This is a genomic window from Duffyella gerundensis (genome assembly GCF_001517405.1).
In the GTDB taxonomy this organism is placed as follows: Bacteria; Pseudomonadota; Gammaproteobacteria; order Enterobacterales; family Enterobacteriaceae; genus Duffyella; species Duffyella gerundensis.
This window is the reverse complement of the sequence record NZ_LN907827.1, coordinates 1884274-1908462: the sequence shown is the minus strand read 5'-3', so window position 1 is coordinate 1908462 and position 24189 is coordinate 1884274. Positions and strand designations below refer to the sequence as shown.

General features: G+C 57.9%; 20 protein-coding genes. 6 read left to right on the top strand and 14 right to left on the bottom strand.

What is annotated here, in order from left to right:
• Window positions 1-41: 41 nt before the first annotated feature.
• From EM595_RS08850 to pdxR, 5 genes are all read right to left on the bottom strand, one after another.
• Window positions 42-434, bottom strand: coding sequence for a DUF2946 domain-containing protein (locus EM595_RS08850; protein ID WP_231938701.1), 393 nt, complete (start codon window positions 432-434; stop codon window positions 42-44).
• A 210-nt stretch (window positions 435-644) separates the two neighbouring features.
• Entirely contained in the window at window positions 645-1529 is an 885-nt protein-coding gene (locus tag EM595_RS08845) for a sugar phosphate isomerase/epimerase family protein (RefSeq protein WP_067430536.1), read from the bottom strand.
• 197 nt (window positions 1530-1726) lie between these two features.
• The gene (locus EM595_RS08840; protein ID WP_067430534.1) at window positions 1727-2749 is read right to left on the bottom strand and encodes a LacI family DNA-binding transcriptional regulator; all 1023 of its coding nucleotides are present in this window, start codon (window positions 2747-2749) and stop codon (window positions 1727-1729) included.
• A 121-nt stretch (window positions 2750-2870) separates the two neighbouring features.
• Window positions 2871-3911: a Gfo/Idh/MocA family protein gene (locus EM595_RS08835; RefSeq protein ID WP_067430531.1), complete on the bottom strand. Its 1041-nt coding sequence runs from the start codon at window positions 3909-3911 to the stop codon at window positions 2871-2873.
• A gap of 1149 nt (window positions 3912-5060) precedes the next feature.
• The gene (pdxR, locus tag EM595_RS08825) at window positions 5061-6551 is read right to left on the bottom strand and encodes a MocR-like pyridoxine biosynthesis transcription factor PdxR (protein WP_187487664.1); all 1491 of its coding nucleotides are present in this window, start codon (window positions 6549-6551) and stop codon (window positions 5061-5063) included.
• Window positions 6552-6659: 108 nt separating this feature from the next.
• Here pdxR and gabT point away from each other — a divergent pair, with 108 nt between their 5' ends.
• Both gabT and gabP read left to right on the top strand, forming a co-directional pair.
• On the top strand, window positions 6660-7946 hold the full coding sequence (gabT, locus tag EM595_RS08820; RefSeq protein WP_067430526.1) for a 4-aminobutyrate--2-oxoglutarate transaminase: 1287 nt from the start codon (window positions 6660-6662) through the stop codon (window positions 7944-7946).
• A gap of 78 nt (window positions 7947-8024) precedes the next feature.
• A complete protein-coding gene (gabP, locus tag EM595_RS08815) occupies window positions 8025-9431 on the top strand; it encodes a GABA permease (protein WP_067430523.1) in 1407 nt (468 codons plus the stop codon).
• A 52-nt stretch (window positions 9432-9483) separates the two neighbouring features.
• Here the strand turns inward: gabP and EM595_RS08810 are convergent, their stop codons facing one another.
• Both EM595_RS08810 and parS read right to left on the bottom strand, forming a co-directional pair.
• The gene (locus tag EM595_RS08810) at window positions 9484-9954 is read right to left on the bottom strand and encodes an RES family NAD+ phosphorylase (RefSeq protein ID WP_067430520.1); all 471 of its coding nucleotides are present in this window, start codon (window positions 9952-9954) and stop codon (window positions 9484-9486) included.
• The gene (gene parS / locus EM595_RS08805; protein ID WP_067430517.1) at window positions 9951-10394 is read right to left on the bottom strand and encodes an Xre family toxin-antitoxin system antitoxin; all 444 of its coding nucleotides are present in this window, start codon (window positions 10392-10394) and stop codon (window positions 9951-9953) included. Before parS ends, EM595_RS08810 begins: the two co-directional genes overlap by 4 nt.
• 339 nt (window positions 10395-10733) lie before the next feature.
• Between parS and EM595_RS21455 the strand changes: the two genes are divergently transcribed.
• Genes EM595_RS21455 through EM595_RS08795 form a run of 3 tightly spaced genes read left to right on the top strand, consistent with a single transcriptional unit; the run spans window position 10734 to window position 12960 of the window.
• A complete protein-coding gene (locus EM595_RS21455) occupies window positions 10734-10862 on the top strand; it encodes a hypothetical protein (protein ID WP_262385458.1) in 129 nt (42 codons plus the stop codon).
• Window positions 10863-10915: 53 nt separating this feature from the next.
• Window positions 10916-12124 carry a YcaO-like family protein gene (locus EM595_RS08800; RefSeq protein WP_067430514.1) on the top strand — a complete coding sequence of 403 codons (1209 nt, stop codon included), beginning with the start codon at window positions 10916-10918 and terminating at the stop codon, window positions 12122-12124.
• 5 nt (window positions 12125-12129) lie between these two features.
• Window positions 12130-12960, top strand: coding sequence for a class I SAM-dependent methyltransferase (locus EM595_RS08795; protein WP_067430511.1), 831 nt, complete (start codon window positions 12130-12132; stop codon window positions 12958-12960).
• A gap of 33 nt (window positions 12961-12993) precedes the next feature.
• On the opposite strand, the gene EM595_RS08790 is transcribed toward EM595_RS08795, so the two are convergent.
• Together EM595_RS08790 and EM595_RS08785 are read right to left on the bottom strand one after the other, a co-directional pair.
• Window positions 12994-13791 carry an SIR2 family protein gene (locus EM595_RS08790; protein ID WP_067430508.1) on the bottom strand — a complete coding sequence of 266 codons (798 nt, stop codon included), beginning with the start codon at window positions 13789-13791 and terminating at the stop codon, window positions 12994-12996.
• Window positions 13791-14348: a non-canonical purine NTP pyrophosphatase gene (locus tag EM595_RS08785; RefSeq protein ID WP_067430506.1), complete on the bottom strand. Its 558-nt coding sequence runs from the start codon at window positions 14346-14348 to the stop codon at window positions 13791-13793. The genes EM595_RS08790 and EM595_RS08785 overlap by 1 nt, the downstream gene beginning before the upstream one ends.
• A gap of 309 nt (window positions 14349-14657) precedes the next feature.
• Here EM595_RS08785 and hpxO point away from each other — a divergent pair, with 309 nt between their 5' ends.
• The gene (hpxO, locus tag EM595_RS08780) at window positions 14658-15815 is read left to right on the top strand and encodes an FAD-dependent urate hydroxylase HpxO (protein WP_067430503.1); all 1158 of its coding nucleotides are present in this window, start codon (window positions 14658-14660) and stop codon (window positions 15813-15815) included.
• Window positions 15816-15851: 36 nt separating this feature from the next.
• Here the strand turns inward: hpxO and dcp are convergent, their stop codons facing one another.
• From dcp to guaD, 5 genes are read right to left on the bottom strand one after another with little or no spacing between them, the layout of a single operon-like run.
• The gene (gene dcp / locus EM595_RS08775; protein ID WP_067430500.1) at window positions 15852-17897 is read right to left on the bottom strand and encodes a peptidyl-dipeptidase Dcp; all 2046 of its coding nucleotides are present in this window, start codon (window positions 17895-17897) and stop codon (window positions 15852-15854) included.
• Between the two features lie 32 nt (window positions 17898-17929).
• Window positions 17930-18721 carry a xanthine dehydrogenase accessory protein XdhC gene (gene xdhC, locus EM595_RS08770; RefSeq protein ID WP_067430498.1) on the bottom strand — a complete coding sequence of 264 codons (792 nt, stop codon included), beginning with the start codon at window positions 18719-18721 and terminating at the stop codon, window positions 17930-17932.
• Window positions 18708-21074, bottom strand: coding sequence for a xanthine dehydrogenase molybdopterin binding subunit (gene xdhB / locus EM595_RS08765; protein WP_067430495.1), 2367 nt, complete (start codon window positions 21072-21074; stop codon window positions 18708-18710). Before xdhB ends, xdhC begins: the two co-directional genes overlap by 14 nt.
• Complete coding sequence (gene xdhA, locus EM595_RS08760) at window positions 21064-22521, bottom strand: xanthine dehydrogenase small subunit (protein WP_067430488.1); 1458 nt, start codon at window positions 22519-22521, stop codon at window positions 21064-21066. The genes xdhB and xdhA overlap by 11 nt, the downstream gene beginning before the upstream one ends.
• Window positions 22518-23849, bottom strand: coding sequence for a guanine deaminase (gene guaD / locus EM595_RS08755; RefSeq protein ID WP_067430485.1), 1332 nt, complete (start codon window positions 23847-23849; stop codon window positions 22518-22520). The genes xdhA and guaD overlap by 4 nt, the downstream gene beginning before the upstream one ends.
• Window positions 23850-24189 lie beyond the last annotated feature (340 nt).

Sequence of the window (24189 nt, the reverse complement as noted above, 5' to 3'; positions counted from 1 at the left end):
GGACGCAGGTCGGCGGCGGCAGGTGCACGCTGACGTTGCGGTTAGGCTAAAAGGATGCGGGCAGGACGCGGCGGGGCACGCGGACGGTAGAGTTGCCGACGTGGTCGCAGCAGTGGCGCGGCGATGGGCGCGGGCGGTGGTGCGCGTGACAGCAGCAGCGCCAGCCAGATAAAAGGAATAAACAGCCAGAGCAGCAGCGGCACATGGATCAGCAGGTCACAATAGCCGCAGGCAAAGCCCGCGTCGTTCATGGCCGCATGGTCCATCATGCCCGCCGCGTGATCGTCGCCGTGATGGGAAGGCATCATCTGATCCATCGCCATTTCCGGCATGTCCGCCATCATCATCTGCGGCGCAAGGCTGGTTGAAATCACCGGCGCGACAAACAGCAACAGCACGGCGACGATTGCTATCGCGGCCGTGAGTCGTTGCATTATCGAGCGGGAAAGGGTCATGGCCTGGCGCTGCAAAGAAATTGTGGCGCTAGTGTAACGTGAAGCGACGGACAGGTTAAAAGAATTCCGCCGCAAAAGGGAAAAAGCGCGTGGATGATTTTTCCGTTAACAATAATAACAACAAGACGTTAACATCAAGGCGCTCATAACGCCAGGCAGCATAATCCGCCCCGCAGGGCGGTTCAGGGATTAGCGTCCCAGCAGCTGACGTTCGATCAGCTCGCGGGTTTCCACTGCCTGATACTTCATCTTTTCCGGGTAGCCAAACAGCGACGAGGCGATGATCGCTTCACCCCCGACCTTAAACTGGCGGTTGGCAAAATTCATCTCGCGCAGGGTGGCAAACAACGTATCAAAATCGACTTCGCCTTCGCCGACGCCAACATGCTGATGCACCACCGCATCCACGCCCGGCGGGTTGACGATGTAGCGGCAATGTTTGGTGTGGTTCATGGTGTCGGCGATAAGCACGTGGGAAAGATCTTCTCCGGCATAGTTCAGCATGCTTTTCACATCGCCCTTGCCCTTGTCGTAAAAGAAGGTGTGCGGCACGCTGTAGAGATATTTCACGTTCTCGCTGCGGAACGATTTCACCAGATCGGCGGTTTCATTGTTCTCTTCGCAGAAATCCCAGGGATGTGACTGAATTTCGATGCGGATGCCTTCACGTTCAACGATGGGCAGCAGCTCTTCCATCGAACGATAAAACATCTCTTCACAGATTTCCGGTTCGTTTGGCGTGCCGGAAAGCTCGGTATTGATCACCTGTACGCCCATTTCTACCGCAATCTCAATCATGCGCTTCCAGTTGGTCACCGCCGCCTGACGACGCATCTCATCCGGGCCGGACCAGCGATAGACCACGATAAAAGAGGAGACTTCCACACCGGTGGCGCGCAGGGCGTTTTTGTATTCGGTGATCACCTCACGGCTGGCTTTTGGGTGCTTATAGAACGGGTTGATCTGCGGATGAGGCGACTGCTCAATATATTTGTACCCCCAATCGGCCACCTGATGGACCATGCGCGTGATACCTAAATCTTTGATGACATCCACGTCAAAAGCGATTTTCATGTTGGGCTCCTGTGATGCTTGTTGGCGACGGCGGTAAATGAAACATCACAGGATTATAAGCAAACAAAATTTTCATAAAATGAAATTTCAGATTAAATATTTCATTTTGCGATGCCGGTCAAACTCACTGGCGAGGAATGTTTTCTCCGTCGCAAAACCAACAGATCGCCTTGCGCTCAGGGCGAAAAGCTGCACCGCTAGTCGAGATTTTCGGCGGTGATAATTTTCAGCGCCACGTTGCCGTCCTGATACTCAACCGGCTGAAAACCGCTCTCCAGGTGGCGCAGCAGAATATCGATCGCCAGCCGGGCATGCTGACGCGCATTTTGGTCGAGGGTAAAGCTGACCGCATCCTGCTCCAGCAGGCGGCGGGTAACAGAATAGAGTTCGTGCGTGATCCAGACGCATTTGCCGAGCAGCTGATGACGCAGCAGAACCTCTTTGATCTCGCTGTTGCCGACGCCGGTGTTGTAGATGCCAACGACATGGCTCGATTCAGCCAGTAAATCGTCGAGCAGGGCGCGGATAGTGTGGCGTTGATCCATACCCGCCAGCACTTCGCGCAGCTGCGACTGCGGCGCGCGCTGGCTGACAACGTCCCGAAAGCCGCTGATACGCTGGCGATGGGCGCGGTAATCAAAGCGTCCGCTGACCATAATGATATCGCCGGGCTGATGAACGCTTTTACTCATCAGCAGACCGGCGGTGCGTCCCGCCTGGCACTGATCGACGCCAACGTGGCACAGGCGCGCCGCCGCAGGCAAATCGGTGGCCAGTGTGATCACCGGCGTGCCGGTTTGCTGGCAGTGGCGCAGCGCATCGTGAATAAACGGATAATCGTGGGCAAACACCATCAGGCCGTCGCGGATTTTGCTGCTGTCAATGATGCGCTGGGCCAGCTTCTCCGGCTGTGATTCCGGAATAAAAGTGCGGTGCAGGGTGACGCGCTGATAGCCGAGCGCGCTGGCAATATCAGCAAAATGGTGCGCCAGCTGTTTAAAAAAGAAGGAGTCATTGCTGCTGAGGAAGACTTCAATCTGCCACGGATGTTTATAAGGCTCCGGCAGCAGGCGTTTGATGCCCAGCTCGCGGGCGGCTTTCAATACCTTGCGTGTGGTATCGGGCGACACGCCGCCGCGCTCGTTGAGCACCCGATCGACCGTGGCGATGCCCACGCCAGCCCGTTTGGCCAGGCTTTCCAGGGTCAACTTTTTTGCCATGTATTACTCCGTTTCCCTGTGCCGAACCCGTGGTGACGCGGCAGCCTGGGGTCACGTTTGCCGGATCCGGTGCGGATCGCAGGCGAGGGCGCAACCCAGGCTGTGGCGGACGGGTATGCAATCAGTGCGGCCGCTCTTCGTTGAACACGATGCCCAACTGGCGACGTACTTCATCCATGGTAATCAATGTCATCAGCGCGGTCGATAACGGCCGCACCGGCGAATCACCGATTCCCTGGCCGATGCACCAGGCGGCGTGCTCGATTTCATGCGCCAGCTGGGCATAGTGCTGACCAGCATCCTGCCACACCAGCGTTTGCGCGCCCTGGCTGGCGCTCAGGGTAAAATTACCCGGCGCGTAGAAAGGGCCGTCCAGTGTCAGCGTCGCCTCGCTGCCGCCAATCACCGCGCGGCCCGGCGTGTTGCTGAATAGCGTGGTATTCAGCACCGAATGCGTGCCGTTGCTATGGGTAAAGAGCATCGAAGCCTGGCCATTGACGCCCTGTGGCGCCGCCTGACCCTGAGCGAAAACCTGCTCCGGCACGCCGCCCGCGACCTTAACGCTAAGCGCAATCGGATAGCTGCCGAGATCCAGCAGCGGGCCACCGGCGAGATCGGCATTGAAAATACGGTGATCGGCAGGGAAATATTGGCCATGATCGGCCAACAGTGTGTGAACGTCGCCTAAGTCACCGTTTAGCAGCAGCTGGGTAATGACGTCATATTTCGGTGTAAAATCGCACCACATGCCCTCCATACAGAGCAGCTTGCGCGATTCTGCTTCCTGCTTTAATGCCATGCCTTCATGGGCGTTTAGCGCCAGCGGCTTTTCAATCAGCACGTTTTTGCCCGCACGCAGCGCCTGCAGGCCGTCGGGAAAGTGGTGGTTGTGCGGCGTGGCAATGTAGACGATATCGAGCTGTTTCATCTCCAGTAGCGCGCTGGCGCTGTCAAAACGTTGCGGAATGGCCCATTTTTCCGCAAAACGTTGGGTCTTTTCAGCGTTACGTCCGGCTACGGCAACCAGTTGCTGATGAGTATGGTGCCGCAGCGCCTCAGCAAAACGATCGGCAATCCAGCCGGGGCCGATGATACCCCAGCGCAAACCTGGAACAGCAGCAGGTGACAACAGGCGCGGGCGCGGTAAAGCGGAGGGAAACATAGCGATGCTCCGGGTATTTTTATTCTGCGATCGGTGATGTGCCGCCGCGACAGGCTAATAAGTCGGTTCACTATAGAAACGATAGCGGGCAGAAGAAACAGGCGGCGATGATGGAAAACCATCAATGAAATGCGTCGGCCTACGGGAACGGATGGCGCAGACGATTCACACGACGACGGCGCATGTGCAAACGGCGCTGATAGCGGTGCTGTAAGATCGCGAAATCAGAAAACCACAGAGTTGACAGAAGGATGCGCAAGATGAACACCGCGTTGCGTTGCGCCAGCAGAACACCAGGTTGGGTGAAGCATCATTAAGATGATGAGCATCGACATTAGCTGACAGAAGCAATCACAGCAGCGTGGAAAAGATTGGCATTCGTCGACCACAGTGAGAAAAGAGGCAAGGGCAGAGAAGCATCGTGTTAAAGGGGTTCAGCCGGTTGTCGGTACGCGATCGCATAGCTAATTTAACATAATATACATTATGCGCACCTTGATAGCGCTACGTGAAATCCGGGGTTTTTGACCCAGACTGGCCAGGTCGATTTACTCATCAATGGTGGCCAATCTGCTTCCGGCCCATTGGTGCCGATATGAATTGTATAACGCGCTTCACCTTCACGTCTGGCCAACTGTTTCACCTGTCGTTCAATCTTGCGCTGCCACGCTGCTGCGTTATCGAATAGCCCGGCTTTGGCATATCGAGATGTTTTGCAGATCGTCGCCCGCTGTGTAAAACCGAAGTACGGACACCGAACGTATTGCGATGGCTTTCTTGCTCAGCGTTGCTGCTTAACCCGATCGATATGACATGGCATTTCATTGACTGCCGCTGCCAATTTTTCCAGAAAAGAAAATGGCGGCAGTTTTGAAACCTCCCATTTCAATTTCCAGCGGGCAGCGCAGCGTTTTCAGATTGCTGAACCACGCTCGCCAACAGTCAACCGTGCCCGCTTATCACATTCCGCCTCGCTGGGGGCTTCGATCGCAAACGGCAGCCTTTTCACGTGATAAATCGTTCCTGCCAAAGCCAGAGCAAAAATCGATGGCGTCAACGGTGCCCAGTGCATGGCACGATAAAATGGCCTTTGGCTGGCGCCCGCCATTCTCGCGCCCTTTTCTTTCCTTTTTACCGCGCCGTCCGGCGTTATCCCTGCTGCTGTACCACAATGCCCGACTCAGTCAAACAGGCTTTCAGGGTACCAAACGCATCCTGGCACTGCTTCTCATTGACGCAGGCGTAGCCCAGCAGCAGACCGCGCGCCTCCTGCTGATGCATATAATATTGCGAAAGCGGCCGCACTTTTACGCCACGGCGCAGCGCCAGCGCGGCGATCGCCACATCATCGCAATTGGCCGGTAAATGCACCACCAGATGCAGGCCCGCTTCATGGTTCACCGGCGGTAAAAATCCCGGCCCCAGATAGCGCTCAATCAGCCGACAGAGAAACTGCCGCCGCTGGCGATAAAGCAACCGCATGCGACGAATATGCTCCATATAATGGCCCTGACGGATGAACTCGGCCAGTGCCCGCTGAATTAACAGATGGCCGCCGCGATAGAGCTCGGCGGCGGCGATGCGCAGTGGCTCAGCCAGCTGTTTTGGCACCACCATATAGCCGATACGCAGCGCCGGATAAAGCGTTTTACTGAAGGTGCCCATGTAGATCACCGGGGCATCCGCCTCCAGTCCCTGCAACGACGGATAAGGCTGGCCAGAGAAACGAAATTCACTGTCGTAATCGTCCTCTACAATCCAGCTTTTATGCTTTCTTGCGAGACTTAACAACGCTTTACGTCGTGCAAGACTGAGATGCACACCCAGCGGATATTGGTGTGACGGTGTCACAAATATCATCTTCGGCGGCGGCCCGACTTCCGGTACCATGCCCTGCTCATCCACCGCCATGGCGCGGATAGTGAGGCCATTCATGCGTAGCAGATTACGCGTTCCCCAGTAGCCTGGCTCTTCCATCCAGACGCGGTCGCCCTGATCGCACAGCACGCGAGTAACCAGATCCACCGCCTGGTGCACCCCTTCGGTGATCAAAATTTGATCGGCATCGGCTCTGACCGATCGCGCTACGCGCAAATAAGCCGCCAGCGCATGCCGCAGATCGGGACAGCCACCGCCGCTGCTGTAGACCAGCCGGTGCACGTCCGGCTCGCGATTCAGCCGCGCCTGAATCTGGCTGAACAGTTTGTGGGGAAATTCCGTGACGTCCGGCGCGCCGGGCACAAAGGCGCCCCACTGATACGGTGATGCCGTGGCATGGCCCAGCAGACTCGCTCCGCGTTTTGATAAGGTGGCTGACAGCTGCGCCGCCGCTGGCTGAGCCTCCTCAATGGCATGGCTGTGCAGGCAGGTTTCCGGCAGCGTTTCGGCGATCCAGGTGCCACTGCCGGTGCGTGCGGTGACGTAGCCCTGTGCCATCAAACTTTCATAAACATGCAATACGGTATTGCGCGACACCCCGAGCTCGCGGGCCATGTCACGCGTTGGCGGCAGCCGCCCACCGTGCGGAAAAATGCCGTCAATTATTGCGCTCTGCATGCAGTTCAGCAGACGCTGCTGTAACGACCCCTCCTGCAAAAACTGCAACCGCTCTAATAGATGATCCGCGTACAACATCCGCAATTGGCTCCACCTTTCTCTCAACAATTGGCTCTGGCAACTCGCTTCGCCTCACGCATAAATAAGGTGTTTGTTGAGAATTGTAAATACGGATAACGGTGAGGTGGTTAAATGAGCGAGAAACAGACCCTGTTGCAGCAGCGCAAAGCGCAGGCTTTACCCCGCGGTACCGGTACGCTGTGCGACTGGTACGTGGCGCGGGCAGAAAACGCAACCCTGTGGGATGCCGAGGGTAACAGCTGGATCGATTTCGCCGGCGGTATCGCCGTGCTGAACACCGGCCATCGCCATCCACGCGTGGAACAGGCCATTGCCGATCAATTAACAAAATTTACGCATACTGCCTTTCAGATCTCCCCGTATGAAAGCTACGTGGCGCTGGCCGAACGCATTAATCAGCGCGTCCCCGTTGCCGGCGCGGCGAAAACCGCCTTCTTCACCACCGGCGCGGAAGCGGTGGAAAACGCCGTGAAAATTGCCCGTGCCGCGACCCGCCGCCACGGCATCATCACCTTTGGTAACGCCTTTCACGGTCGTACCTTTATGACCCTGGCGATGACCGGCAAAGTGGCCCCCTATAAGCGTGATTTTGGCCCGATGCCACCCTCGGTGTTTCATGCGCGCTACCCGAGCGCGGTTCAGGGCGTCAGCGTGGAAGCCGCGCTGGCCAGCCTTGAAGACATTTTCAGTCAGGATATTGCGGCGCAGGACGTGGCGGCAATTGTGCTGGAGCCGGTTCAGGGCGAAGGCGGTTTTCACGTGGTGCCGGAAGCGTTTCTGCTTGCGCTGCGTGCGCTGGCCGACCGCCACGGCATTCTGCTGATTGCCGATGAGATCCAGAGCGGCTTTGCCCGCACCGGCAAGCTGTTTGCTATGGATCACTATCCGGTAAAAGCCGATCTGATCACCATGGCCAAAAGCCTGGCGGGCGGTATGCCGCTCTCCGCTGTGGCCGGACGGGCCGAGGTGATGGATGCGCCTGGCCCCGGCGGGCTTGGTGGCACCTATGCCGGTAATCCGCTGGCTATCGCCGCGGCGCATGCGGTGCTGGATGTGATTGATGAGGAACAGCTGTGCGAACGCGCGGCCGGACTGGGCGCGCAGCTGACCACCTTTCTACAGGGCCAGAAAGCGCGTTATGCGGCGATTACCGACGTACGCGGCCTGGGTTCGATGGTGGCGGTTGAATTCGATCGGGCCAGCACCGCGCAGGCGGTGCAAAAAATGGCAATGGCCAACGGGCTGCTGCTGCTGACCTGTGGTGCCAAAGGCAATGTCATTCGTTTCCTCTATCCGCTGACCATCCCGGATGGGCAGTTCGCTGAGGCGCTGGAGATTCTCAGCGCCACGCTGGAGAGCTGCGCCACGCGCGCGGAACAAGAGACGATCTCAGCCTGATGCCCGGGCTCGCTGCGGCGGGCCCGATCCCCATTCGCCCGGTGAACTGAGACCGGGCGTCGTTCTGGAGGCGTTCCCATGACACCCATACAGACCAATGATGATGTTCTGGCTCAAGGCCTGAAACCGCGCCACGTGCGCATGCTCTCGATTGCTGGCGTGATTGGCGCTGGCCTCTTTGTCGGTTCCGGCCACGCGATTTCTGAAGCGGGCCCGGCGGTGCTGATCGCCTATGCTGCTGCCGGTGCCCTGGTGGTGTTGATTATGCGCATGCTGGCGGAAATGGCGGTGGCCTCGCCCGATTCCGGCTCTTTCTCAACCTATGCAGATAAGGCGCTGGGTCGCTGGGCGGGCTTTACCATCGGCTGGCTTTACTGGTGGTTTTGGGTGCTGGTGATCCCGCTGGAAGCCAACGCCGCGGGCACTATTCTGCACGCCTGGTTTCCGCAGGTCGCCATCTGGCAGTTCACTTTCGCCATCACACTTATTCTTACCGTGACCAATCTGTTGAGTGTGAAAAATTATGGCGAGTTTGAATTCTGGTTTGCGCTGATCAAAATAGTGGCGATTATCGCCTTCCTGTGCGCGGCCGGTATTGCGGTGTTTGGGTTTATGCCGAACAGCACCACCAGCGGGCTGGCACACCTGTATGATACGCACGGCTTTATGCCCAACGGGCTGGGCGCGGTGATGGCTGCCATCCTGACTACCATGTTCTCATTCATGGGGACGGAAATTGTCACCATCGCCGCCGCTGAATCGAAGAATCCGGGCAAGCAGATCACCCAGGCAACTAACTCGGTGATCTGGCGTATCGCCCTGTTCTACCTGTTGTCGATTTTCTTCGTGGTGGCGCTGGTGCCGTGGAATTCGCCTGGACTGGTGCAACAGGGTTCCTATCAGACCGTGCTGCAGGCGATGGGCATTCCGCATGCGAAACTGATTGTTGATGCGGTGGTCTTGATGGCGGTGTGCAGCTGTCTCAACTCGGCGCTCTATACCTCATCGCGCATGCTCTACTCGCTGTCGCGCCGCAAGGATGCGCCTGCCGCCGCTTCGCGCACCAATCGTAGCGGCACGCCGTGGGTGGCGGTGCTGCTCTCCACCGCCGCCGCCTTTATCGCGGTGATAGCCAACTATCTGGCGCCCAGCGTGGTGTTTGAGTTTCTGCTGGCCAGCTCAGGCGCTATCGCGCTGCTGGTTTACCTGGTAATCGCCGCTTCGCATCTGGTGTTGCGCAAAAAACGGGAAAAGGCGGGCGACGTGCTGACCTACCGTATGTGGCTGTTTCCCGGCCTGACCTGGCTGACCATGCTGTTTATTGTCACCGTTCTGGTCGTGATGCTGTTCAATGCCCAGCATCGGGTTGAACTGCTGGCGACCGGCGGCCTGACGCTGCTGATTATTGCCACCAGCCTGGTGCTGCACCGTAAAAGCCACAGGGAGAGAAGCGTGAAACTGATTCGCGCGCACACTTCCCGCTAACCCTCTCAGCCTGCGGCAAGTGTGCCGCAGGCTGTCTGGCTGACGCGAACCATCAGGAATGCGCCGTACCAAAGCGTGAATCAAACATAAACGGAATATGGCTGGCGCGGCTGGCCAGCTCCGTGAAGGCGGGATGATCCGGATTAAGCAAAAAGTTATGTTCCACCGGCGACAGCGCACTGGGTATGCGCAACGCCACCGACTCGCCGCTACTGATCCAGGCATCACCAATCTCACGCAGCGCCGCCGGGGCTTCGGCCGCCCGCCAGTTTTCCGGTAACTGCGTCACATCAATCCACTGAATCAGCCCATCGGGCACCTCAACACAAAGCAAGGTATAGGCATCCAGCGTGGCGGCACTTTGCAGATGAACCAGTATTTCCAGCATGGTCAGCGATGCGGTTTCCGACGCATAGACCATCGACACGCCCACGTTATTCCAGCGCCCGCCGCCTTCCCTGGCACCGTAACCGCTCCAGGCAGAACTCAGATAGCGCGTTTTGGTCAGGCGGTACAACTTCACGAATAGACACCGTGCTCAAGCCGGGTAATCAGCTTCAGTACCTCATAGGCGCCGGTTTCCGATGAAACCAGGTCGGCAGGCTTTTTGTTATCAAGCGCCCTTGCCGGCTCATTCAGCCACTGCTGCGCCTTGTGTTTATCGCCTTCAAACAGCTCAACGGCGCGATCCATCACGCGAATAAAGCGCACCAGGCGCTCGCTCTGCTCGGCGGTAAAGCGATCTTTCATGCCGCGGTTAAAGGTGGTGGCAGGAATGCCGGTCACGTGACGCAAATCGGCCTGGGTCATCAGCGCCCACGAAATAATACGGTTGGCCACCGCGCCTTCCAGCCCGCGATCGATCTGCCCCATTAGCATCACGCCGTCAGCGCTGTTCAGCCCGGCGACCTGCCAAAGGCGTTCTGGCGTGTTATGTGAGGCGGGTAAGGTAAACTGCTTCATAGAAACCTCCATTTGGTATTTTGATTATAACCTTATGGTTGACTTTAACAAGCGCCGCATACGAAGCGGAGTAATGAATCATCGCTAATTAATAAAAAAGTGCATCTATCTCACAGGTAATGACTATTTATTCTATTCAGCCCAGCGCAACATTAAATATAAATATAGCAACATGAATGGTTATATAAAATATAGATCAACTCTCGCAGTGGTTATTATTTTATTGTGATCTGGATCCTGGGTTTGTTATTAAATACGACGTCGCGTTACGCTTTATTATATTCTGCTGTTGCTGGCACAATGATGTGGCGGCATTGAATAGATAGATGGAGAATTATCATGGGTTATATGAACTGTATGTATACAAATGATTATGAAGAAAACGAAGTGGTTTCTGAAGAAAAAACCACGGAAGGCGTAATTGAATCGAAATTGTCGCAAGACGAGATCGATGCAATTAACGCATAAGCAGTAAAAAAAGCGGCATAGTTTATGCCGCTTTTTTAACAGGGAGGTGAGTAATGAAAGCCATTATCGAAAGAAAAGTGTCTCTGAAAGTTGCTGAAGATAAAATAGATGCCTATTTCCGCCGGAATAATATCGCTGTGGATATTGAACGCTTCGGCACGCCCTTATCCAGTACAGTGGCCACTATGAATTTTACCGGCACAACAGAAGCGCCCTGCGTTGGCTGCGGCAAAGGCTATGAGCAGGAAGCGCGGGTCGGCGCAAAGTTTGAAGCCTGGGAGCATCATCAGGGATTAATTTGTTTACGCAAACATCGCGCGCTGGCGCCCTTTTCTGCCGTGCTGAATCAGCCTTATATGCGCGACTTTCTGCCATTAAAAATAATAAGCAGCGGGCAGCCAACCACCCTTTCCGTTATTCCTTTTTCGCCGCCAGACGGTTATGAACATCGCGGCTCGCTGTTATGGCCGTCGTTTTTAATTGATTATAATTACGTGAAGAGGCGCTCCGCTGGCGATGATGCCGATTATCGCTCGGCACGCCGTTATTCCTGCGGCACCGGTTTTGCTGCGGGCGTGGGTTATACCGAAGCCGCTATTCATGCTATCAGCGAAGTTATTGAGCGGCATTGCGTAGGCACTTTTCTGGCGAGGGTATTCTTCCACCAGCTGCCTTATCAGCTTATTGAAATTGAACCGGACTCGTTACCTGAGGATCTCTTTTCCACTCTGCGCGATGCGGAAGCCTGCCTTGAGAACGCGGTCAGGGTATTTAATATCAGTCAGCCTGGTTTACCCACGGTCTGTATTGCCAGCTGCCCTGCGCGCCCGCTCTCTGGCGTGCATGTGTTTGGCGCCGGATGCTCCATTTATCCCAGCCATGCCGCCGCACGCGCCATAAAAGAGCTGGTGCAGCAGCATGCCATTGAGAAAGGCGTACCTTTCGTGCAGAACGAGTGGCGGCGACACTATCGTCATCTGGAAAAATACCCGAAGCTGCTGCGCTGTCTGGTGGCGGATATTCGCGACAAGATCGTCACCCGCCGTGCGCTGCCCGCCGATCCCGATCGGCTTTCACTGGAAGGTCAGCTCTCCCTGTTGATTACGCTGTGCGACAAACAGGATCTGCCGGTGTGGGTGAAAGCCATTGAGGACGATCCTGCAGGCATCAGCATCGCCTGCGCCGTGATGCCCGCCATGGAGCGATTCTCTATTGTCTCTCTGGGCAATTATGTGATTCCTACCCAACGCTACGGGGAGTAAACGCCATGGCTTTCTATAAGGAGCTGCTGGTTGCCCCGGCGCAGCAGCACAATCTTTTCCTGGTCAGAAATAAACATCAGCATCTGCTCGGCCTGCGCCAGCGGCTGCATGCACAGAGCCGTTACAGCATTCTGGAAAAGGCGATGCTCAAGGGCGAACTGATCCACTGCGAAGAGCAGGCGGCACAGTTGCGCTGCGTGGTTCGCGTACCGGACGATGCGACGTGGCGCGATGGGCTTTTTCACGGCGACGATATTCACTTTCCCTGGCCGCCACGAGACGCCAGCGGAGAAGAGTTTATCTGCCCGGAGAGCTACTGGAATTCCCAGGCGGCGACGCCACAGCGGCTGAACGATCAGGAGGCACATTTTCGTGCGCACACCCTGGAGCAGCTCAAAACCCTCGTGACGCCCGGCTGCCGCATTTACGATCCCGCCTGCTCCACCGGTGAATTCATCGGTTCGCTGCAGCACCATTTTCCGCAGAGCCGCTGCATCGCCTCTGACCGTTCCGCGGCGATGGTGGCCGAGACACGGCGCACTATTCCTGATGCGGTGGTTGGCGATGTGATGACATTGCCGCATGCGCAGCCTTACGACATCGTGATTTGCCGTTTTATCAATCATGAGGTGATGTCGAGCCTGGCGGCGCAACAGGTGCTACGTCGGATGGTGGAGATCGTCAGCGAAACCGGCCAGATCATTCTTTTTGGTCATACGCCGGTCGCCTGTGACGTGCCCGACTTCTGCCACCGGCAGGGATTGCAGCTTTTAACTACCGTCGGGCGCAGCAGCCAACCCGACGGCGTGTTTCAATATTATCGGCTGGCAAGGTAGCCTCGACGGCTGACATACAAACGGATGCGGGCCTTAACGGTCGATCAGCTCAGTGAGAAAATCCTTCAGCGCCTTACGCGGGTCATCCTCTTCGGAGACGATCATCTCGATGCCCCATTGCCCCAGCACTTCCTGGGCAACCGGATTATTACGGTTGGTAAACAGATAGGATTTTGGCCGCGCGGTGGCAAGACCGGTGCGGCCCCACATCTTGGTTAAACGATAAAACAGCAGGCGAATGTTAAAATCGCTGATGCTGTAGCCGATAAACAGCACCGAATTGCCCATGACGTCGTGGGTCAGCTTGATATCCAGCGGCGAGTCAAAATAGAGCCGCTCGAAGTAGCTGCTTTCATCGAGCACGATAGAGGTATCGTCGTCGAAATCGCCATGCAGTTTGATGATATGGCGCTTCTCTTCGGTGAGCGATACCAGATCCGCCGCGTTGGCCACCTTGCTGTAGGGCACGTTGTGCGCATCATGCGCCACTTCCAGCCAGCGATCGTAGTTGGTGGTGTAGATGCGCGAAAAATCACCCTGAGTAATCAGCGTATGAATTTCCGATGACCGCACATCGATATCGGGGCGATGCCATTCCCGGTCCATCCAGCTGCGCAGCGGGCCCAGTGAACCTTTTACCTGCTTATAGTATTCCGCCAGTGACAGATGATTGCCGTAGGAGTTAAAGATTTGCGGATCGTAGCCCAGCTCTTTCGCCAGATGAGCAATCAACTCATGCCATTCCGGCAGCCCAAGGTTGCGGGAAAGGCCGGCACCGGCAAACAGAATCAGCTTGCCGGAATTGTAGGCCCTTTTCAGTTCAGGTTTCATCAGGTTCCCCGCGTGCGTTTTAAATGCGTCGCCAGCTTATTGAGTGCCAGCCGACGCATGGAAATTTCGTGCTTGTGTTCGCCCATCTCGGCAAAGGTTTGTGAATAGCCGTCGGGAATAAAGACGCAGTCCCACTGAAAACCGTCGCTGCCCGCAGGACGCGAGGCGATGGTGCCGCGCACCTGTCCTTCAAACAGCGTCATTTTCCGCCCGTCACAGTAGCCGAGCAGGGTTTTGGCAGTCACGCAGTTGGTATCCAGTCCCTGCACCAGCGAGACGAAGCGTTCCGCCTCCAGCCGGTTCCAGAAGATGCGCGTCAGCCCGGCCGGCAAACCGTTCAGGCCATCAAGATAGAGGCCGGTATGCTCAACAAACAGCGGACGGCCAATGATCGAGAACGCCTTGGTGAGTTTATCGCGCACCAGCTCCACTTCATTTTCGGTCTGAATCTCGGCAATCTTGCGCGCCACCGGCATAACGTCAACGCCAACCGGCTCGAGGATTTTACGCACCTCAAGCAGCTTCTGTTCATTCGCTGATAAAAACCTGATTTTCATGTGATGTCCATTCAGTAAACGCGGCCACGCCCATAGTGTAGCCTGGCTAACCGCGACAACCGCAAGGTCATTGCAGGTGATGAAACTTTCGGTTCACGACGAAGAAAGCCTTAATATTGATTATTGCGTTATGCGCACAGATGGTTTTTTCGTTTCATTGCAGCGCGCTTTTACGGTGCATTGCACCCTGTCCGGGCGCTGAAATCTCCCTGATTTCCTGCGCTCGCCCGCTGAAACCGCGGCGCCAGCGGCTGTGCGGCGTTGGTACAAAAGTTGCAGCGCTAAAGCAGAATGTCACAGGAGAACATGATGAAAGCGATAATTATTGGTGGCGGAATCGGCGGAGCCTGCGCCGCCATCGCGTTACAGCGGTCAGGAATTAGCACGGAAGTTTATGAAGCGGTAAAAGTGATAAAACCGGTAGGCGCGGCGATTTCAATCTGGCCCAACGGCGTAAAGTGCCTGAATGCGCTGGGCATGGCGGCGCCGCTGCGTGCGCTGGCAGGCAACATGGCCTCAATGGCCTATCGCGATCATCTTTACGGCAGCGAACTGACCCGGTTCAGCATGGCACCGCTGGTGGATGCGGTGGGTGAACGTCCCTGCCCGGTTGCCCGCGCGGAACTGCAGGCGATGCTGCTCGACACTTACGGTCGCGAGCGCGTGCAGTTTGGTAAACGCGTCGCACGCGTGGCACAGGATGCGCACGGCGTAACTGCCTGGTTTGAGGATGGCAGTTCGGCAACCGGCGATCTGCTGATCGCCGCTGACGGCACCCATTCCGTGGTGCGCGCTGAGGTGCTGGGCTACCCGACGCCGCGCCGCTATGCCGGTTACGTTAACTGGAACGGCCTGGTGACCATCGATGAGCAGATTGCCCCGGCGGATCAATGGACCACCTTTGTAGGCGAAGGCAAACGCGTTTCTCTGATGCCGGTCAGCGGCAATCGCTTCTACTTCTTTTTCGATGTGCCGCTACCGAAAGGCCTGGCGGAAGATCGCGATTCACTGCGTGCCGATTTGTCGCGTTATTTCAGCGGCTGGGCAGAGCCAGTGCAACGGCTGATTGCGCAGATCGATCCCAATACCACCAACCGGGTTGAGATTCACGATATCGAACCCTTTAGCCAGCTGGTCAGTGGCCGCATTGCATTGCTGGGCGACGCAGCGCACAGCACCACGCCGGATATCGGTCAGGGTGGCTGCGCCGCTATGGAAGATGCCATCGTGCTGGCCCACTGCCTGCAAAATCAGGCGGCCAGCGTGGCGCAGCGTCTGGAGAACTATCAGGAGCAGCGAGTCGGGCGAGTGAAAGATCTGGTGCTGAAGGCACGCAAGCGCTGTGATATCACCCATGGGAAAGATCCGCTGCAAACGCAGGCGTGGTATCAGTCGCTGGCGCGGGAAACCGGGGAACACGTGCTGGCGGGAATGATTGAAACCATCAACGGTGGGCCACTGAACTAGAAAATAAGCAGGGCGACATGGCGTCGCCCTGCCCGATTACGCCTCGCTCAGGCCGCGATTCTTCAGCATCGGGCCAATCTCAGCCGCTTTGCCGCGCCAGCGCTCATAGACCACGGCCAGGTCAGCGCTGTTGCCGCGTGACAGCACCATCCGCCGGAAGCGATCGCCATTCTCACGCGTCAGCTCGCCATGCTCACGGAACCACATGAAACCATCATCGGCCAGCATCTGCGTCCAGATATAGGCGTAATAGCCTGCGGCATAGCCACCGCCCCAGATATGCTGAAAATAGCTGGAGCGGTAGCGCGGCGGCACCTCTGCCAGCAGGATATGGTCAGCACTCAGCGACTGCTGCTCAAACGCAGTAACTGAATCGGGCGTCTGACCCACCGCGAGCGAATGCCAGTGCTGATCGAGCAGCGCCGCGGCCAGCAGTTCGGTCATGTCGTAGCCCTTATTGAAACGTTCGGCGTTGATGACCTTGTCATGCAGCGCCGATGGCATCACCTCGCCGCTCTGATAATGGCGGGCAAAATGCCGGAAAACCTCTGGGTTGCTGGCCCAGTGCTCGTTGAGCTGCGACGGAAACTCGACAAAATCGCGCGGCGTGGCAGTGCCGGAGAGGCTCGGATAGCGCTGGCTGGCGAACATCCCATGCAGCGCATGACCAAACTCATGAAACAGCGTGATCACCTCATCCCAGCTCAGCAGCACCGGCTCGCCTGCCGGTGGCTTGTTGATATTACTGACGTTGTAGATTACCGGCTGGCTGCCCAACAGCGTGGACTGATCAACAAAGTTGCCCATCCAGGCACCGCCGCCTTTGTTATCGCGCTTAAACAGGTCGGTGTAAAACAGCGCCAGCGGCGCGCCGTCGGTATCAAAAATGTCATACACCTTGACGTCAGGATGATAGACCGGCAGATCGTGACGCTGCTGCAGGCGAATACCGTAGAGCTGATGCGCGGCGTAGAACACGCCGTTTTGCATTACATTTTCCAGTTCGAAGTAAGGCCGGATTTCGCTTTCATCGAGGTCATATTTCGCCTTACGCACCTGCGCGGCGTAGAAATTCCAGTCCCAGGCGGCCAGCTTGAAGGGCTGCGGTTGTGCGTCGATCACCGCCTGAATATCCGCCGCTTCACGACGGGCACGCGCGGTGGCCGCCGGAACGATGTTGCGCATAAATTCCAGCGCGGCCGCCGGGGTTTTCGCCATCTGATCCTGCAACTTCCACTCGGCGTAGCTGCCGTAGCCGAGTAGCGCGGCCTGCTTCGCCCGCACCTGCGCCAGGCGGATCAGCGTCTGCTGCGTATCGTTATCATCGCCCTTTTCTGCCCGATGCCATGCCGCGGTAAACAGCACTTCGCGGGTATCACGGCGCGACAGCGACTGTAACAGCGGCTGCTGGGTGGTGTTTTGCAGCGCCAATAGCCACTGACCGTGCAGCCCTTTAGCCGTTGCGGCTTCGGCAGCGGCGGCCAGTTCTGAAGGGCTGAGACCCGCCAGCATCGCGGCATCGTTTACCTTCAGTCCGCCCGCCTTGGTGGCCGCCAGCAGGCGATTACCAAAACGGGTGCTCAGGGTGGCCGCTTCCTGATTCAGCGCTTTAAGTTCGGTTTTTTGCTGCTCACTCAGCGACGCACCGGCCAGCTGAAACGCGCGCCACACCACCTCGGTCAGCCGCAGCGATTCCGGATCGAGCGCCAGCTGATGGCGCTGCTGATAAACGCTGTCGAGCCGGGCAAATAGCTTGCTGTTGAGCATGATCTCATCATCCAGCGCCGCCAGCTCCGGTGAAATCGTTTCATCAATCTCCTGCAACGCCGGGCTGGTATTGGCCGAGGTCATGGCGCTGAACACCGCGTTTACCCGATTCAACAGTGCGCCGCTGCGCTCCAGCGCTTCAAAGGTGTTGCTGAAGCTGGCTGGCTCTTTCCAGTCGGCGATGGCGTTGACCTGGCGGCGCTTTTCAGCGATGCCCGCGCGTAGCGCTGGCAGATAGTGCTGCTCTTCAATGCGATCGAATGGCGGTGCCTGCATCGGCAACGAGGATGGCTGGCTGAAGGGATTCTCTGACATGGTAAAGGCTCCTCAGGATAGATAGTGCCAGCTTAGGCGCTCTGTTCTGATGACGCAACGGCCTGATAATGACTGATAATCTCTGCCGCTACCGCCACGGCGATCTCCGCCGGTAGTTTGCCGGTCACCGCAGGCAAACCAATCGGACAGCGCATAGTCGCCAGCTGCTGTTCGCTGAAGCCTTTTCCCTGCAGGCGATAGACAAAGCGGTCACGTTTTGTCTGCGAACCGATAACGCCAAACCAGCGAAAATCACCGCGCCGTAAAATCGCCTCACACAACGCCAGATCGCGCTGATGGTCGTGGGTCATGATAATAAAGTAGCTGTCCGGCGCCGCCTCAAGCACCGCATCCAGCGGATCCTCCAGCTGACAGCAGCTTACGCCCTCAGGCGCTGCGCCAAAAAGATTGTCACGCTCATCAATCCAGCGGATGTGACAGGGTAACGTTGCCAGCACCCTGACCAGTGCCTGGCCGACATGCCCGGCACCAAACAGCAGGATCTGCGGCTGGGGTTGCAACAACGGCTCAAACAGAATGGTCGTCATGCCGCCGCAGCACTGCCCCAGCCGCGCGCCGAGTGAAAAGGTTTCGCTGTGCACGGCGGTCTGTTTCGCGGTCAGCATGCGACGCGCCATGGCGATGCACTCATACTCCAGATGGCCGCCGCCGATGGTCTGAAAACAGTCGCTGGCGGTGACAATCATCTTGCTACCGCTGTCACGCGGCACCGAGCCGCGTTCGCTCAGCACGGTGATCAACACACAGGGCGTGCGCTGCTGGCGAAGCTGATGCAGCGTGGCGATCCAGTCATGAAAAATCATCAACACCTGCCCGTAAACGCTGCGCCGCCCAGAAAACCCGTTCCGGCGTGGCCGGAGCGTCGATGTGCGGATGCTGCTGATAATCGGCGACGCTGGCTACCGCATCCTGCAGCGCGCACCAGACGGCAATACCCAGCATAAACGGCGGCTCGCCCACCGCTTTGGAATGGAACACGGTATCTTTGGGGTTTTTACGGTTCTCCACCAGCGTCACCCGCAGATCTGCCGGCACATCGCTGATGGCCGGGATCTTGTAGCCCATCGGACCGTCGGTCAGCAGCCGTCCCTGTTCGCTCCACACCAGCTCTTCGCTGGTCAGCCAGCCTGCGCCCTGAATAAAGCCGCCTTCCACCTGACCAATATCGATGGCCGGATTCAGCGAGGCGCCAACGTCGTGAAGGATGTCGGCGCGCAGCAGACGATACTCGCCGGTCAGCGTGTCGATGATCACCTCGCAGCAGGCCGCACCGTAAGAAAAGTAGTAGAACGGCTCACCGCGTCCGGCCTGACGATCGTAATGCACGCCCGGCACGCGGTAATAACCGGTGGCCGAGAGCGGCACCTGATTGAGCCACGCCATTTGCGCCACGTCCGGGAAGGTAAAGTGCTGTTCGCCGACGCGCACGATGCCGTTGCTGAAGCTCACCTGCTCTGCGCCGCAGTGATAAAGGGTGCAGAGCATGTCGGTCAGGCGCTGTCGCAGAATTTCCGCGGCATTTTGCGCCGCTTTGCCGTTGAGATCGGTACCGCTGGAGGCCGCCGTAGGCGACGTGTTGGGCACTTTACCGGTATCGGTGGCGGTGATCTGAATCTGATCGACGTCGATTTGCAGCACTTCCGCCACAATCTGCGCCACCTTGGTGTTCAGACCCTGGCCCATCTCGGTGCCGCCGTGGTTAAGCTGTACCGTGCCGTCGGTATAAATCAGGATCAGCGCACCGGCCTGATTGAGAAAGCTGGAGGTAAAGGAGATACCAAACTTCACCGGCGTCAGCGCCAGGCCGCGCTTCAGCAAAGGGCTGGCGGCATTGAACGCGCGGATTGCCGCCCGTCTCGCGGTGTAATCCGCGCTGAGCTCCAGCTGTTCGGTCATCTCATCCAGCAGGTTATCCTGCACGCGCTGATGATAATGGGTAATGTTGCGATCCTGCTTGCCATAATAGTTACGCTTGCGCAGGGTCAGCGGATCGAGACCGCGTTCGCGGGCGATGCGATCCATGATTTGTTCAATCGCCACCATGCCCTGCGGACCGCCAAAGCCGCGGTAGGCGGTATTCGAGGCGGTATTGGTGCGGCAACGGTAACCGGTGATCAACGCATCGCCAAGGTAATAGGCGTTGTCCGCGTGGAACATTGCCCGATCGACAATCGAGCCCGAGAGATCCAATGAATAGCCGCAGTTGGCCGCCAGATCGATTTTCACACCGCACAACACTCCCGCGTCGTCGAAGCCCACGTCATAGCGCACAAAGAACGGATGACGTTTGCCGGTAATCTGCATGTCGTCGCGCCGTGAAAGCCGCATTTTCGCGGGTCGGCCGGTAAGTCGCGCCGCCAGCGCACAGAGGCAGGCCACGCCCGCTGCCTGCGTCTCTTTACCACCGAAGCCGCCGCCCATGCGCCGCATATCGATAGTGACGTTATTCATGCTGATGCCCATCACCGACGCCACCAGCTTCTGCACTTCGGTGGGGTTTTGCGTGGAGGAAAACACCTGTAGCGTGCGATCTTCGCCGGGGATCACCAGCGCCACCTGGGTTTCAAGGTAGAAGTGCTCCTGACCGCCGATATGAAAAGATCCCTGAATGCGGTGCGGTGCGCGCGTCAGGGCGGCATCGGCATCGCCGCGCTGGTGCACGTGTGGCTGCTGGACAAAATCACCGGCGGCCAGCGCCGCTTCCACATCCAGCACTGGCGTCAGTGGCGCATACTCAATAATCGCCGCCTCAGCGGCCTGACGCGCGGCGGCGGGTGAATCGGCGGCGACCACCAGCACAATCTGTCCGGCGTACTCCACCTTCTCTTTGGCCATCAGCGGATCACCCGGTTCCAGCGGGCCGATATCCAGTTCGCCCGGCACATCCTGCCAGGTAAGCACACGCACCACGCCCGGCACCGCATAACAGGGCGCGGTGTCGATCTGCACAATGCGTGCATGAGCATGTTCGCTCAGCCGCGGACACAGGTGCAGCTGATTGGGAAACTCCAGCCGGTCGTCTATAAACTGCGCCTCGCCGGTGACGTGTTTAGCGGCGCTTTCATGGTGATTGCTGCGGCCGACGCCGCTTTGGATGCCTGCCTGATACTGCCGGGCGATCACCTCTTCTGCCTGCCGGGGACGATTATGAGACATAGCGCGATACCTCTGTGATCTGCAGCTCACCGCTGAGCTGGTGGAAATAACGGCGCAGCAGGTTTTTTGCCACCTGCAAACGGTAATCGGCGCTGGCACGGAAATCGCTCAGCGGCTGAAAATCTTCAGCCAGCGCCCGACAGGCCTGGCTCAGTGTTTGCGGCGTCAGCGGCTGTCCATTAAGCGCCGCTTCGCAGGCCAGCGCCCGGGCGGGCACTGCGGCCATGCCGCCAAACGCCACGCGCGCACCGGCAATCACGCCGTCTTCCATCCGCAGGGAAAAGGCGGCAAACACCGCTGAGATATCATCTTCCAGCCGTTTTGATACCTTCCAGGCGGCAAAATTAGGTGACGCTGTCACGTCCTCCATCACCACCGCGCGGATAAACTCGCCTGGCTGGAGCTGTGTCTGGCGATAGCCGGTAAAGAAATCCGCCAGCGGCAGCGTGCGCTGTTGCTGGCCACACTGCAGCAGCAGCACAGCATCCAGCGCCAGTAGCATCGGGGCACAGTCGCCGATCGGTGAGGCGTTGGCGATATTGCCGCCCAGCGTGCCCTGATTGCGCACCTGTAATGAAGCAAAGCGCTGCAGGATGGCGGCAAACGGCGGCAGATGCTGCTGCATGAACGGCGTTATGGCATTAAGCGTGGCGCCCGCGCCCAGCGTAAGCCGGTTGCCGTCACGGCGGCATTCCGCCAGCTCGCTGACCTGCGCCAGCGCAATCAGCAGCGGAATTGGCCGGTAGCGCTGCGTGATGTGCAGCGTGAGATCGGTGCCACCGGCCAGCAGTGTCGCCTGTGGATGGGCCTGATAAAGCGTGGCCAGCTGATCAAGGGTTTTCGGCAGCAGGCAGCGATGGCCAGCCAGCGCAATCTCCTGTACCGCATCGCTGTGTAGCGCCATCAGCCGCTGGGCGATCTGCTGCTGCTGCGCGCTGAAGCGATCGGCATGCGGTGTCTGACAGGCCTGTTCTGCCGCCGCCATGATTGGCCGATAGCCGGTACAGCGGCACAGATTGCCCGCCAGCGCCAGTTCCGCCTGATGGCGATCCCAGCCTGCGCTATTTTTTTGCAGGGTAAACAGCGACATCACAAAACCAGGCGTACAGAATCCGCACTGCGAGCCGTGGCATTCAACCATCGCCTGCTGCACGCTGTGCAGCGCATCGCCCTCGCGCAGATCTTCCACCGTCAGCAACTGGGTGCCGTTCAGGCTGCTCATCAGCGTCAGGCAGCTGTTAACGGTTTCATACTGCATCTTGCCCTGTCGGACCTTGCCCTGTCGGACCTTGCCCAGCGTGACCGTGCAGGCGCCGCAATCGCCGGTGGAGCACCCCTCTTTGGTGCCGCAGCGCCGTTGCTTCTGACGCAGATAGTTCAGCACGGTCATATTGGGATCGATCGCCTCTTCGGTAATCAGCGTCTGGTTAAGCAAAAACTGAATCATGCTGCATTCTCCTTCTCTTCACGCCGCCACGCCGGTTTGCCGTTGACCCAGGTTTGCGCAATGTTGCGATCGTCGCCGAGCGTCATCAGCACAAACAGCTGCTGCCAGATATCGGTGCTGTTGTGCATGCGCAGCTGCTGCAGCGGCGACACCGCCGGATCCAGCACCACGAAATCGGCCTCTTTACCCGGGGTGAAGTTGCCCAGCAGATGATCGAGATCCAGCGCCCGGGCGCCGCCGAGCGAGGCGTGGTAAAACGCTTCGCAGGCGCTAAGACGGTATTGCTGCAGCTGCGATACTTTGTAGGCTTCGCCCAGCGTTTGCAGCAGATTAAACGTGGTACCCGCGCCGATATCGGTGCCGATGCCAATCTTCACCTTCTCCTGCCAGCTGCGTTGCAGGTTAAACAGCCCGCTGCCAAGAAACAGGTTTGAGGTCGGGCAAAAGGCGATGGCGGAATCGGTATGATGCAGACAGCGCCACTCTTGCTCTTCAAGATGCAGGCCGTGGGCAAACACGCTGCGTTTGCCGGTCAGCTGATAATGGTGGTAAACGTCCAGATAGCTGGCGTGCTCCGGAAACAGCGCTTTTACCCAGGCGACCTCCTGTGGGTTTTCGCTAAGGTGGGTATGCAGCCAGGCGTCGGGAAACTCCTCGCGTAGCCGTTGTACCTGTTCCAGTAGCGCCGGTGACGAGGTCGGCGCAAAGCGCGGCGTCAACGCATAGCCGAGGCGGCCGCGGTTATGCCAGCGTTGCAGCAGCGCCCGGCTCTGTTGATAGCTCTGCTCCGGGGTTTCCAGCAGCGCGGCGGGCGCGTTGCGATCCATCATCACCTTGCCAGCGATCAGCCGCATCTCCCGCTGCTCTGCCGCGCTGAACAGCGCCTCAACCGATTCCGGATGCACGGTGCCAAACACCAGCGCGGTGGTGGTGCCGTTGCTGAGCAACTGCTGCAAAAAGAAGTCAGACATTGCCGCCGCATGCTGCGGGCAGTGATATTGGCTCTCTACCGGAAAAGTGTACTGCTCCAGCCACTGCAGCAGCTGTTCGCCATACGCCGCTACCATTTCGGTCTGCGGATAGTGAATGTGGCAATCGATAAAGCCTGGCACAATCAGCTTGCCGCGGTAGTCAAGAAGCTCACAGCCCGGCGGCAAGCGCGAGACGCCCTCCTGCCAGCTGCTGAGCCGGACAATTTTGCCCTGCTCAATCACCAGCAGACCATCTTCCAGATAGCGTGCATTGTCGGCCAGCGTTTCCGGGCAATCGGTAACGGCGGTGATATCAAAAAAACTGCCGCGTAAGGCGGTAACGTGGTGTGCGGACATAACAATTCCTGAATAAGCGAGCCTGGCTCACGCTGTTGATGATCAGACGTTGCAAGCCCTGTGCCAGAGGGCGAAATGATTTTCATCGATTTCAGCAGGTTATCTCAGTCTGGCAACGTCCGGGCAGGAACGCCTGGCAATCGAATGCGCAATCGGTTGCGAATACTGGCAACCGATTGCCTGGGGAATTGTGGGTTTTACAGGCAGAAACCGGGCCGTTTTCAGGTTAGTCAGCGCTGCCCCGTTGCGGCGCAGTGCTGCACCAGAAAGGTGCCTGACAGGGGATTTTTAGCAAATAAGGCGTAACGCTATTCAGCTTCGCCATCAGGTGCTAAGGTAA